The sequence below is a fragment of the Streptomyces sp. NPDC026538 genome, from assembly GCF_055567535.1.
The window spans coordinates 49,594-62,224 of record NZ_JBVHQG010000019.1; the positions used below are offsets into that span (position 1 = coordinate 49,594).

General features: G+C 71.5%; 10 protein-coding genes. 7 read left to right on the forward strand and 3 right to left on the reverse strand.

Going from position 1 to position 12,631, the window contains the following annotated elements:
• Window positions 1–41 precede the first annotated feature (41 nt).
• Window positions 42–1,571: a helix-turn-helix domain-containing protein gene (locus tag ACZ4N4_RS44250; protein ID WP_467599962.1), complete on the reverse strand. Its 1,530-nt coding sequence runs from the start codon at window positions 1,569–1,571 to the stop codon at window positions 42–44.
• A gap of 335 nt (window positions 1,572–1,906) precedes the next feature.
• Between ACZ4N4_RS44250 and ACZ4N4_RS44255 the strand changes: the two genes are divergently transcribed.
• The 3 genes from ACZ4N4_RS44255 (at window position 1,907) to ACZ4N4_RS44265 (ending at window position 4,749) form a co-directional block, all read left to right on the forward strand.
• A complete protein-coding gene (locus ACZ4N4_RS44255; RefSeq protein ID WP_453578651.1) occupies window positions 1,907–2,527 on the forward strand; it encodes an L-threonylcarbamoyladenylate synthase in 621 nt (206 codons plus the stop codon).
• Between the two features lie 112 nt (window positions 2,528–2,639).
• Window positions 2,640–3,395 (forward strand): dienelactone hydrolase family protein, encoded by a 756-nt coding sequence (locus ACZ4N4_RS44260; RefSeq protein WP_453578654.1) that lies wholly within the window; start codon window positions 2,640–2,642, stop codon window positions 3,393–3,395.
• 154 nt (window positions 3,396–3,549) lie between these two features.
• Entirely contained in the window at window positions 3,550–4,749 is a 1,200-nt protein-coding gene (locus ACZ4N4_RS44265; RefSeq protein ID WP_467599965.1) for a glycoside hydrolase family 64 protein, read from the forward strand.
• A gap of 57 nt (window positions 4,750–4,806) precedes the next feature.
• On the opposite strand, the gene ACZ4N4_RS44270 is transcribed toward ACZ4N4_RS44265, so the two are convergent.
• A complete protein-coding gene (locus ACZ4N4_RS44270) occupies window positions 4,807–7,209 on the reverse strand; it encodes a M4 family metallopeptidase (RefSeq protein WP_467599968.1) in 2,403 nt (800 codons plus the stop codon).
• A 256-nt stretch (window positions 7,210–7,465) separates the two neighbouring features.
• Window positions 7,466–7,909, reverse strand: coding sequence for a GNAT family N-acetyltransferase (locus ACZ4N4_RS44275; RefSeq protein ID WP_467599971.1), 444 nt, complete (start codon window positions 7,907–7,909; stop codon window positions 7,466–7,468).
• Between the two features lie 171 nt (window positions 7,910–8,080).
• Between ACZ4N4_RS44275 and ACZ4N4_RS44280 the strand changes: the two genes are divergently transcribed.
• From ACZ4N4_RS44280 to ACZ4N4_RS44295, 4 genes are all read left to right on the forward strand, one after another.
• Window positions 8,081–8,731 carry an NADPH-dependent F420 reductase gene (locus tag ACZ4N4_RS44280; protein ID WP_453578661.1) on the forward strand — a complete coding sequence of 217 codons (651 nt, stop codon included), beginning with the start codon at window positions 8,081–8,083 and terminating at the stop codon, window positions 8,729–8,731.
• 157 nt (window positions 8,732–8,888) lie between these two features.
• Window positions 8,889–9,956, forward strand: coding sequence for an MHYT domain-containing protein (locus tag ACZ4N4_RS44285; protein WP_467599975.1), 1,068 nt, complete (start codon window positions 8,889–8,891; stop codon window positions 9,954–9,956).
• Between the two features lie 63 nt (window positions 9,957–10,019).
• Entirely contained in the window at window positions 10,020–11,522 is a 1,503-nt protein-coding gene (locus ACZ4N4_RS44290; protein ID WP_467599978.1) for a metallophosphoesterase family protein, read from the forward strand.
• Window positions 11,523–11,599: 77 nt separating this feature from the next.
• Entirely contained in the window at window positions 11,600–12,631 is a 1,032-nt protein-coding gene (locus ACZ4N4_RS44295) for an LLM class flavin-dependent oxidoreductase (RefSeq protein ID WP_467599980.1), read from the forward strand.

The window sequence follows — 12,631 nt, forward strand, 5'->3', positions numbered from 1 at the left end:
GTTGGGTACCGCGTCGATGCCCGATCGGGCACCCGGAGGACTCACCCGTGCACAGGTGAGTCCGGTTGGCCCGGATTCGCCCGGAGCAGAGCGGGGGCGGTGAGGTCCCCGAGGGCGAGGTGGGCCAGGACGACCTCGTACAGGTCGGTGCCGGCGGCCAGCAGCTGACGCTCCAGGACGGGTTCGGCACCCCGGACGTGTTCGCGGACGGTCTGGGCGTGCACTCCCAGGTCCTGGGCGGCGCGTTCGGCGTTGCCGCCGGCGGAGATCCAGGCGCGCAGGGTGCCGCGCAGATCACGGCCGTCCCGGGTCAGCCGGTCCAGCAGGTCGTGCGCCCAGGCGCGCAGCCCGGGTCCGGCCAGCAGGTCCTCGAGCCGCGCGCCGGACGTCTGGGGTGCCGTGGCGCCGAGGTTCTCCGTCCGGGCCGCCTGGGTGTTCAGTGCCAGGTGGGCGGTGGCGCGCACGGTGAGGTCGGAGAAGTCGGCGCCCAGCAGGGCCTCGACGCGGTCCATGCGGGCCCGGACGGTGTTGCGGCTGACGCCGAGCACCTTGGCCGCGCTGACGGCGGTGAACTCCAGGCCGAGGCGGGTGGTGGCGAGAAGTTCCGCGCGGGTGTGGTGGGGCAGGGTGTCGAGCGGCCGGAGCACGGCGGTGGACCAGGCGTGCAGCGCGGCGGGGTCCATCAGCCGTTCCGGATGGGTGCGTTCGGCGTAGACGGCGGCCTGGTCGGCTCGGAAGTGGGCGACGGCGAGGGCGCTGATGGCCTGGCCGTAGGCGGTGGCGGTGCGGGCGAGGCTCTGCCGGACGCTGCCGCCGAGGAAGGTGCCGGGGCGGCCGTCGACGAGCGAGCGCAGCCACTGACCCGCCCTGGGCGCGGGGCTGACGACGATGACATGGCCGTCGACCGCGGGACAGCGCACGACCAGGGCCTGGCCGCGGGTGATGTCGAGGCAGTCCTCGGCGAGGCTGTCGCGTTCGGCGGGGTGCCCCTCGACGACGTACACGCGGGCGCTGTCGGTGTCGAGGAGTCCGGGCCACAGGCCGGCGGCGACCCGGCGGGCGGAGACGGTGTCCTCGACCATCAGCAGTTGCAGGATGGCCAGGCGCAGGTCGGCGGTGGCCCGCCGGAGCCGGTGCCCGGCGGCCGTCGACTCGCGCTCTCGCAGCAGGAGTTCGACGACGCCGGCGGTGTGGGTGACGATCTCGGCGGCACGCCGGTCGAAGGGGACGGCGCGGGCCACGGCGAGCAGCGAGGTGGCCGCCGAGCGCGGGTCGGGGGCGCGGACGGAGACCAGGCGGAGGTGGCGGTCGCCGTCCTGGACGGCGGCTGCGGAGATCCGGCCGGCCACCACCTCGGCGACGAGGCTGTCGTCGAGGGACAGCCGCTCCCCGGCGAGCAGGGTGCCGTCGGCGTCCTGGAGGCAGACGGTGGCCTGCACCGCGCGGGCGAGCCAGGTGACCACCCGGCGCGGATCGCGGGCACCGGGGCGCAGATGGTCGAGGAGTTGCGCGGCCCAGCGGTCGCCCTGGGGTGTCGAGGGGTGCGGGCTCTCCCCTGCCCGGCCTGCCATCTCGCCCTGCTCCTCGTCCTAGCGTCGGCCTCGGCCTACGGACGTTACCCGATGAACGGGCAGGTCCCGACCGCCCGGTACAACTCCGCCGGCGGCCCTCGGGGGAAGGGCCGCCGGCGAAGAACGCCTCACCCGGGGCCGGGGGGGGGAGGGCCCTCGGGCGGCTGAGTAGCGGGTTCCCCGGATTCCGGCGGGCATGCACACGAATTTTCCGCGGCCCGACTCGGTGGTTCGTGGGCCACGACGACCGCGACGAGCGCCGCGGCGGCCCGGGGCGCGGGCCGTCCCGCCGCGTCCGCGCGACCGGCCGGTCCGGTACGGCATAAGCTCGTCGAATGGCGAAGTACTTCGACGTGCACCCCGACAACCCGCAGCCGCGCAGCATCTCCCAGATCGCCGACGCGGTGCGCTCGGGGTCGCTCATCGCATATCCCACCGACTCCTGTTACGCGCTGGGCTGCCAGCTCGGCAGCCGGGACGGCATCGACCGGATCCGCGGCATCCGGCACCTGGACGACCGGCACCACTTCACGCTGATGTGCCGCGACTTCGCCCAGCTCGGCCAGTTCGTGCGCGTCGACAACGACGTGTTCCGGGCCGTGAAGGCGTCGACCCCAGGCAGTTACACCTTCATCCTCCCGGCGACCCGTGAGGTGCCCCGCAAGCTGCTGCACCCGAAGAAGAAGACGGTCGGGGTGCGCATCCCCGACCATGTGGTCACCCAGGCGCTGCTCGCGGAGCTGGGCGAGCCGCTGCTGTCCAGCACCCTGCTGCTGCCGGACGAGAAGGAGCCGCTCACCCAGGGCTGGGAGATCAAGGACCGGCTCGACCACCAGGTGGACGCGGTGGTCGACTCCGGGGACTGCGGCACGGAGCCGACCACGGTCATCGACTTCTCCGACGGCGAGGCGGTGATCGTCCGTCGGGGCGCGGGAGACACCTCGCGCTTCGAGTGACGACGGGCTCCCCGCGCAACCGTCCTCTCACCTTCGCGTGCCACGATGATCGTGACATGCCGCGCCGGGCGTCCCCCGACCCGACGCCGACTCCACAGAGAGGCACTGCGCCATGACCGCCGTACAGGGAACCGACGTGGACATCACCACCGAGGACGGTGTAGCCGACGCCTACCTGGTCCACCCCGCCGACGGCCTCCCCCACCCGGGTGTGCTGTTCTACCAGGACGCCTACGGCATCCGTCCGCACCTGAAGTCGATGGCGGACCGGCTCGCCGGCGCGGGCTACACGGTCCTGCTCCCGAACGTCTTCTACCGCACCGGCCGGACCCCGGTCCTCGAACTGCCCGAGTTCATCGACCCGGCCGCGGACCCGACCCTCTGGCAGCGGATCGGCCCGATCATGCAGGCGCTGACGCCCGAGCTCAGCGACCGGGACTCGGCGGCCTACCTGGACTGGTTCGCCGAGAGCCCGCTGGTGGCCGACGGGCCGGTGGCGATCACCGGCTACTGCATGGGTGCCCGGCTGGCCGTGCGCACCGCCGCCGCGTTCCCGGACCGGGTCGCGGCCGTGGGCGGCTTCCACGGCGGCCGGCTGGTCACCGAGGACGCGGACAGCCCTCACCTGCTGGCCGACCGGATCACGGCGGAGCTGTACTTCGGCTTCGCGGACCAGGACCAGTCGATGACCGAGGAGCAGATCCGCACCTTCGAGGAGGCGCTCACCGCAGCCGGGGTCCGCAACACCTGCGAGATCTACCCGGGCGCCGCGCACGGTTACACCCAGGCCGACACCCCGGCGTACTCGGCCGAGGCCGCCGAGCGCCACTGGGACGCGCTGCTGGATCTGCTGAAGCGCACCTTCTGAGCGGAGCACAGCGGTACATCGGGGCCCGTCGGTCGACGGGCCCCGATTCTGTCCCACTCATTGACATGCACTCGCCCCACCGCCAGTCTGAGAGCGCTCTCAAACTGGTACGGACCAATGTCCGTACCACCCCGACCCCACACGGAGGTGGAGAGTGCGCACAGGACTCGCACGCCGGACGCTGCCCCTGACGGCCGCTGCGGCACTGATCGGCGGGGCGCTCACGCTGGGCACCCCGCAGCCGGCCGGCGCGGCCGTACCGGACACCATCCCCCTGAAGATCACCAACAACTCCGGCCGTGGCGACCAGGTGTACGTCTACGACCTCGGCACCCAGCTCTCCACCGGCCGGCAGGGCTGGGCCGACGCGAACGGTACCTTCCACGCCTGGCCGGCCGGCGGCACCCCGCCGACCCCCGCACCGGACGCCTCGATCACGGGCCCGGCCGCGGGACAGTCGACGACGATCCGGATCCCGAAGTTCTCCGGCCGGATCTACTTCTCCTACGGCCAGAAGCTCGACTTCAGGCTGACCACCGGCGGTCTGGTGCAGCCCGCCGTGCAGAACCCGAGCGACCCCAACCGCAACATCCTCTTCAACTGGTCCGAGTACACGCTCAACGACTCGGGTCTGTGGATCAACAGCACCCAGGTCGACATGTTCTCGGTGCCGTACGCGGTCGGGGTGCAGCGCTCCGACGGCAGCACGGCCGGCACCGGGCATCTCAAGTCGGGCGGCTACAACGGATTCTTCAGCGCCCTGCGCGGGCAGCCCGGCGGCTGGGCGAACCTGATCCAGACCCGCTCCGACGGCACCGTGCTCCGCGCGCTCTCCCCGCTGTACGGCGTGGAGACCGGGGCGCTGCCGTCGACCGTCATGGACGACTACGTCAACCGGGTCTGGTCCAGGTACTCGACGTCGACCCTGACCGTCACGCCGTTCGCCGACCTGCCGAACACCAAGTACTACGGCCGGGTCTCCGGGAACGTCATGAACTTCACCAACTCCGCCGGAGCGGTGGTGACGAGCTTCCAGAAGCCGGACGCGAACAGCATCTTCGGCTGCCACAACCTGCTCGACGCGCCCAACGACCAGGTGCGCGGACCGATCTCGCGCACTCTCTGCGCGGGCTTCAACCGGTCGACGCTGCTGACCAGTGCGAACCAGCCGGACAACAACCCGGCCGACTTCTACCTGGACACGGTCACCAACCACTACGCGCGCAAGATCCACGCGCAGATGGCCGACGGCAAGGCGTACGCCTTCGCCTTCGACGACGTCGGCAACCAGGAGTCGCTGGTCAACGACGGCAATCCGCAGCAGGCGTACCTCACGCTGGACCCGCTGAGCTGACACGGCCGAGCGTCCCGCACCCGGAGTCCGGGTGCGGGACGCTCACCTTTGCGTACGTCAGCCGGTCGTCACGGCGGTGTCGTCGACGACGAAGCTGGTCTGGAGCGAGGAGTCCTCGACACCGGTGAACTTCAGGGCCACGGTGCTGCCCGCGAAGGATCCGAGGCTGAAGGACTTCTGCACGTACCCGGTGGCCTTGTTGAGGTTGGAGTACGTGGCCAGGGTGGTCGAACCGGCGGTGACCGTCAGCTTGTCGTAGGCAGTGCTGCTGGTGGTCTCGGCGGTGTCGATGTGCAGGTAGAACGTGAACGTGGTGTTGGTGCAGCCGCTCGGGATCGTCACCGACTGGGAGAGCGTGTCGGTGTGGGTCGAGCCGTAGCCGTCCAGCCACGCCTTGTACGAGCCCGCGTGGGCCGCCTCGCCGGTGTCGTTGGTGATGACCCCGCTGGTGGCGGTCCAGGTGGTGTTGCCGGACTCGAAGCCCGCGTTGCCGAGGAGCTGCGTGGCGGTGCAACCGCCGCCGCCCCCGCTGGAACTGACCGTCCAGGTGAAGGAAGCGGTGCCGGTGGCGCCCGTGGAGTCGGTCACCGTGACGGTCGTGCTGTAGGTGCCCGCCGTCGTCGGGGTGCCGGAGATGACACCGGTGGAGCTGTTGATCGACAGGCCGGTCGGCAGTCCGCTGGCCGCGTAGGTCAGCGAACCGCTGTTGGTGCTGCTGGCCGAGACCTGCAGACTGACCGCGGTGCCCACGGTCGAGGACTGGCTGCCCGGGTTGGTGACCGTCACCCCCGAGGTCGGCGGGGTGACGTGGCTGCCGACGTTGATGCCCGCGAAGGCGTTGGCCACACCCGCGTACTGGGCGGAGCTCGCGCCGTACAGAGCCGTCGCGGCGTTGAGCGCGGCGGTCCGGGCGGCCGCGTAGTTGGTGCTGGACGTCATGTACGTCGTCAGCGCCTTGTACCAGATCTGCAGGGCCGCGGCCCGGCCGATGCCGGCGACGGCGACGCCGTCGGAGGTCGTGCTGTTGTAGGTGACGCCGTTGATGGTCTTGGTGCCGCTGCCCTCGGAGAGCAGATAGAACATGTGGTTCGCGGGGCCGGAGGAGTAGTGCACGTCGAGGTTGCCGACGCCGGAGTACCAGCTGTCCGCGGAGCCGCCGTCCTTGCTCGGCTTGTCCATGTAGCGCAACGGGGTGCCGTCCCCGTTGATGTCGATCTTCTCGCCGATGAGGTAGTCGCCGACGTCGGAGGAGTTGTTGGCGTAGAACTCCACGCCGGTGCCGAAGATGTCGGAGGTCGCCTCGTTCAACCCGCCGGACTCACCGGTGTAGTTGAGACCGGCGGTGTTGGAGGTGACGCCGTGGCTCATCTCGTGGCCGGCCACGTCCAGCGAGGTGAGGGCGTGGGTGTTGCCCGAGCCGTCGCCGTAGGTCATGCAGAAGCAGGAGTCGTCCCAGAAGGCGTTGACGTAGCCGCTGCTGTAGTGGACCCGGGAGTACGCGGCGACGCCGTCGTTCTTGATGCCGCTGCGCCCGAAGGTGTTCTTGTAGAAGTCCCAGGTCTCCTGGGCGCCGTAGGCTGCGTCGGCGCCGGCGGTCTGGGTGTTGGAGCCGGCTCCGGTGCCCCAGACGTCGTCGGCGTCGGTCATCAGGGTGCCGGTGCCCGACGTGCCGTTGTTGAGGCTGTACGTCTTGTGGCCGCCGCGCGTGGTGTCGTACAGCTGGTACGTCGAACCCGACAGGGTCGTGTTCAGCGTCACCGTGCCGCTGTACTGGGTGTTGCCGGTACCGGACTTGACCGCCTGGTAGCGGTACAGCTCCGCGCCGGTCGTGGCGTCCGTGACGACGTGCAGCTGGCTGGGGGTGCCGTCGTCCTGGAAGCCGCCGACCACGGTCTCCCACGCGAGCTTCGGGGTGCCGTTGCCGGCCCAGATCACCTTGCGGGCGCTGTCGGCGGCGGGCTTCTCGGCGTCGAGGGCCTTGGCGGTCTTGAGCGCCTTGGCCTGGGCGGCCGACTTGGTGAAGGCCGCCGTCGTGGAGGCGACCTTGATGGTGCGCTTGTTGTTGAAGGTGGTGCTGACCGTGCCGGCCGCCAGCGAAGCGGGCGGGGTGTGCACGACCAGGTCCCCGCCGAGGACCGGCAGGCCGGCGTAGGTGCGCTCGTAACGGGTGTGCACGGTGCCGTCGTTGTCCTTGACGACGTCCTTGACGACCAGTTTCTCCTTGGCGCCGAGGCCGATGGTGCGGGCGGTCGCGGCGGTCTGCTGCCGGGCGCTCCTGATCAGCGCGGTGTGCTGGGCGGGGCTGAGCTCGGCCTCCAGGCCGCCGGTGCGAAGGGGGCTGGGGTGGGGGGTGGCGGGCTTGGCGTTCGCCGGGACCGACTGGATGCCGACGGCGAACAACGCCACGGTGGAGACCAGGGCGGCTCCGACCGTGGCGCGTCTGTGGGGAAGGCGTCTCACTCGTACTCCTCCTGCTGCGGCCGCCGGGTCGCGGCCGGTGACAGACCGGGCAGACGGGGGTGTGCTGTCCGGGACGAGCTGAGCTGTGCGGGGCCGGGATCGGGGACCGGGATGCGGGGTCGGCGATCCGTGGACACGCCATGGAGAAAGCGCGTGTTGAGCGAGGATTCCAGCCTTGACCCGCGCATGTCATTCAAGTCGAGGTCAATCGAGGGTTTTCCCTATGCCACCTGGGGCGGTTGAGGCGGAGCAGGGCTCACGACGACGGTGAGCGCACCATGAAGACGTCCACCGGATCCTCGGTCTCGACGGTGAATCCGTGCCGCTCGTAGAGCCGTCGGGCCGCACTGCCGCGCAGGACGTTCAACCGGACGCGGACGCCGTCACGGTCGCACCGCGCCAGCAGCTCGCGCAGCACGCCCGAACCGATGCCGGCACCCTGGAAGTCGGGGGTCAGATAGAAGTGTTCCAGCCAGTGGGCGCCGTCGGCCGGCCGCAGCGCGACACAGCCGACGAAGGCGCCGCCCACCTCGATCGCCCAGGTATGGGCCGCGTCGAACCCGTCCCGCAGCCGCTGCCGGACGCGCCACGGGTCGTAGCGCCCGAGCCGCTCCAGGTCGGCCCGCAGCACGACGGCACGCAGTTCGGCCACCGCCTCGACGTCCGCCGGCGACGCCGGCCGCAGCTCCCAGTCCCCCATGGCCGGCCAGGCTACCCAGTGGTCCGGTGTCCCTTCTCCGCACCCCGCGCGTACGGAGCGCGCTCCACCGTGTGACGGCGAAACACTCCGCACCCGGCCCGAGTCGCGACCGGTTTGCCGATTCATCCCGTTTATCCTGATTCACCTCCCACCCCACGGAAAGGGCTCCCCATGCGGGTCTTCATCGTCGGCACAGGCAACATGGCGGGCGGGATCGCCACCCGGGCCCTGGCGGGCGGGCACATGGTCCGGCTGGTCGGCACCGATCCGGCGAAGGCCGCCAACCTCGCGGACGCCCTGGGCGAGCGGATGCCCGGCGCCGATGTGGCACCCGCCGTTCCGGACGCGGTCGGGTCGGCCGACGTGGTGGTGCTGGCCGTGCCGTTCGACGCGGCCAGGCAGGTGGTGGCCGAGTACGGAGACCATCTCGCCGGGAAGACGGTCGTCGACATCTCCAACCCGGTGGACTTCGCCACCTTCGACTCGCTCACCGTGCCCCCGAACAGCTCCGGCGCCCAGCAGATCGCGGAGGCCGCGGCGCCGGGCACCCGGGTGGTGAAGGCCTTCAACACCACGTTCGCGGGCGCGCTGGTCGCGGGCGAGGTCGGCGGGCTGCCGCTGGACGTGTTCATCGCGGGCGACGACGCGGCGGCCCGCGACCAGGTGGCCGAGCTGGTCTCCTCCGGCGGACTCAACCCGGTGGTCGTCGGCGGGCTGCGGCACGCCCGCGAGCTGGAAGGCATCCAGTTGCTGCACATGGCGCTGCAGACCCGCCCCGAGGGGCACGGCTGGATGAGTGCGCTCAAGATCGTCACCCCCTGAGCCGGCGCTGCGCCCGGACCGAGAACGGCCGGTGGAGAAGGCGTGCCGAGCCGTGGCGCTCGAGAGGCAGCCGAAGTCCCGGTGAACGCCGGGGCGCACGCCCCCGGCGCGTAGTACCGTCCCCCCAACAGTCGTGACTCTGGGGGGAGTTGCATTTATGCACGGCACGACAAGCGGGTTCCACTACGGCGCGGTCACTCCGGTCGCGGCCTATCTGATGGCCTGTCTGGGCGGAGCCCTGGGGCTGCGCTGCATCGTCCGCTCGCTCCACCACAGCGGGCAGTCGTGGAAGCCCGGTTGGCTCGCGCTCGGCGCGACCTCGATCGGCTGCGGCATCTGGACCATGCACTTCATCGCGATGATCGGCTTCCATGTCCAGGAGACCACGATCCGCTACGACGTGGGCCTGACCCTGCTCAGTCTCGCGGTGGCGATCCTGGTGGTCGGCATCGGCGTCTTCGCGGTCGGCTACCGGGGCGCGACCGCCGGGACGCTCTCGACGGCGGGCGTCATCACCGGTCTCGGCGTGGCCGCCATGCACTACCTGGGCATGGCCGCGCTGCGCCTTGACGGAACGATTCACTATGACCGGGTCACGGTCGCCCTCTCCGTGCTGATCGCGATCGCGGCGGCGACGGCCGCTCTGTGGGCCGCCGTGTCGGTCCGGGGCTTCCTGGCGAGCCTGGGCGCCAGCCTGGTGATGGGCCTGGCGGTGTTCGGCATGCACTTCACCGCCATGACGGCGGTGAGCGTCGACGTGCACCCGGCGTCCGCCACCTCCTGGTCGAGCGCGTCACCCACCTCGCTGCTGCTGCCCATGCTGCTGGGCCCGGCCGTCTTCCTGCTGCTGGCCGGGGTGGTGGTGATGTTCGACCCGCTGCTGATGCTGGGCGAGGACGACTGGGACCGGCAGCCGGGAGCCGGGAAGTACAGGCCGGCGAACCCGCCCCGGGCGGCCCGCTCACGCCCGCCGGGCCCGCGCGGCGGGCGCACCCCCGGCAGCCGGCACGGCCGTGCGACGCGCCCGGCACCGGGCGGCGCGGCCCAGCCGGGCTCGGCGGCGGGCCCGGCCGCACGCACCGCACCGCCCGCCCCGGACCGGTTCGGCACGCCGGACCGGTACGGCACCCCGGACCGCCCGGCACCCGGCGGCCCCGGCCGGCACGGCACCCCCACCCGCCCCGACGACCCCTACGGCGCCCCCTCGAACCCGTACGAATGGTGACCGCCCCGCAGCACGCCAACCCCCTCGCCGCACCCGCTCGTTGATCATTGCTACGGTGCCCGCGTGTCTGACTCCTCACGCGAATCCGCAGAAGGCGCCGGCTGGGGCGAGGCCGAGCGCGGTGCCTATCGCCGGCTGATGCCGAGCCGTGTCGAAAAGCTGTTCTGGTTCAACCCACGGACCATGTGGGCCGCCCGCAACGGCGTGCTGGCGTCCTGGTTCGGCGACCCGACCGGCCGTACCCGCGGCCGCTGGGTGGCGCAGCGGGCGGCCGCCGGGGCGGCGGCCGACAAGGTGATCCGGCGTACCGAGGCGGACCGGTTCTCGTTCATGGTGATCGGCGACACCGGCGAGGGCGACGACTCCCAGTACGCGGTCGTGCCCGGCTTCCTGAAGGCGAGTCAGGACACCGACTTCGCGGTGATCGCGAGCGACGTGATCTATCCGGTCGGCGCCACCGACGACTACGGCACCAAGTTCTTCCGCCCGTACCAGGACTATCCCGCGCCGATCTACGCGATACCCGGCAACCACGACTGGTACGAGGACCTCGGCGCGTTCATGCGCGTCTTCTGCGAGGACGCCCCGCCACTCCCGCCCGAGCCGAAGCCGCGCCCCCTCTCCCGCGCATGGTGGCGTGCCCTGCTGTGGCACCGGCCGAGCCCGGCGGACGAGCAACTCCTCGCGGAGGCGCGCAAGTTGCGGCCGAATCCGGAGCAGCATGCCGTACAGCCCGGCCCCTACTGGGCCATCGACGCCGGCCCGGTCCGGATCGTCGGCATCGACACCGGTCTGCTCGGCACGATCGACGCCGAACAGGGCGCCTGGCTGCGCGAGGTGTCCCGGGGGCCGCGCCCGAAGATCCTGGTCACCGGCTCCCCGCTGTACGTGGACGGCGAGCACCATCCCTGCCCGATCGACGGCGGCGGCACGGTCGACGACATCGTCCGCGACCCGGCGCACCACTATGTGGCGGCGATCGGCGGCGACATCCACAACTACCAGCGCTACCCGGTCGACGTGGCCGGCCGCACCATCCAGTACGTGGTCGCGGGCGGCGGCGGTGCCTTCATGCACGCCACCCACACCATCCCCCGGGTCTCCGTGGCGAACGTCACCGAGGACGACTTCCGCTGCTACCCGCTGCGCGGCGACTCCCTGGCCTTCTACAGCCGGCTGTACGGCCGCCGGCTGCGCATGCCCCGGTTCTTCACGCTCACCGCGGCGGAGGCGACGGCCGTGATCTCCGAACGCCTCGGCATCAAGCCCAGCCGCACGCCCGGCCCGGACACCCGGGTCACCCGCCGCGCCCGGCTGGTGGCGAGCCTGCTCGGCGCGGGCGGCCGCCCGGACCGCACCTCCCGCTTCCGGCTGCCGGTGAAGAAGATCTACACCCAGCTGTTCTCCCCGGGCTCGGCCACCTACAGCCCGCCCTTCTTCAAGTGCTTCCTGCGCCTCGACGTGAGCCCGGAGGCGGTACGGCTGCGCTGCTTCGCGGCGACCGGGAACCGTGTGCAGGAGGTGGATCCACCGGTCGAGGACGAGATCACCATCCCCCTGACCTGATCCGTAGCTGATCACACTCCCGCAATGTTCGGGTGTCACAATCGGGGCAGAACTGACGTACGACCGCTGGAGGACCCGTGCCGTCCACCCCCCGCCCGCTGCGCAGACTGGGCTTCCTCACCATCGGCCTGTTCGACGGGGCCGATCCGGGCAAGGGGCACGAGTCCACGCTGGAGATCATCGAGCTGGGCGAGCGGCTCGGCTTCGACAGCGCGTGGGTGCGCCATCGCCACCTCCAGTACGGCATATCGTCCCCGGTGGCCGTCCTCGCGGCGGCCTCGCAGCGCACCGGCCGTATCGAACTGGGCACCGCCGTGATCCCGCTGGGCTGGGAGAACCCACTGCGGCTCGCCGAGGACCTGGCGACCGTCGACATCCTGTCCGGCGGCCGTCTCAACCCCGGCGTGAGCGTCGGGCCGCCCATGCACTACGAGCAGGTCAGAGAAGCCCTCTATCCGGACACGGCGGACGCCGAGGACTTCAGCTACGAGCGGGTGCGGCGGCTGCTGGACTTCGTGCGGGGCAAGCCGGCCACCGACTTCAGCGGGGTCGAGGGCTTCGAGGTGTTCTCGGACGTCGTCCAGCCGCACTCCCCCGGCCTGGGACGGCGGCTCTGGTACGGCGGCGGCAGCCTGAGCTCGGCGAGCTGGGCGGGCGAGCACGGCATGAACTTCCTGACCAGCAGTGTCGTACGGGCCGGGGAACCGGGGGACGCGCACGACTTCGCGGAGATCCAGCTCTCGCACATCCGTGAGTTCCGGGCCCACCACCCGGACGGTGACGCGGCCCGGGTCTCGCAGGGCCTGGTCGTCATCCCCACGGACTCCGCCACGCCCGAGCAGCGCGCCAAGTACGAGGCGTACGCGGCCAAGCGGCTGCCCCGCACCACGGCCCCGCAGGGTCCGGCGCGGCTGCTGTTCGCGCCCGACCTGGTGGGCACCTCGGCCGAGATCGCCGAACAGCTGCACGCGCACGCCGCGTTCCGCGAGGTCGACGAGGTGGCGTTCGCCCTGCCGTTCGCGTTCGAGCACGAGGACTACGTGCAGATCCTCACCGACATGGCGACCCACCTGGGCCCGGCGCTCGGCTGGCGGCCCGCGGCCGCCTGA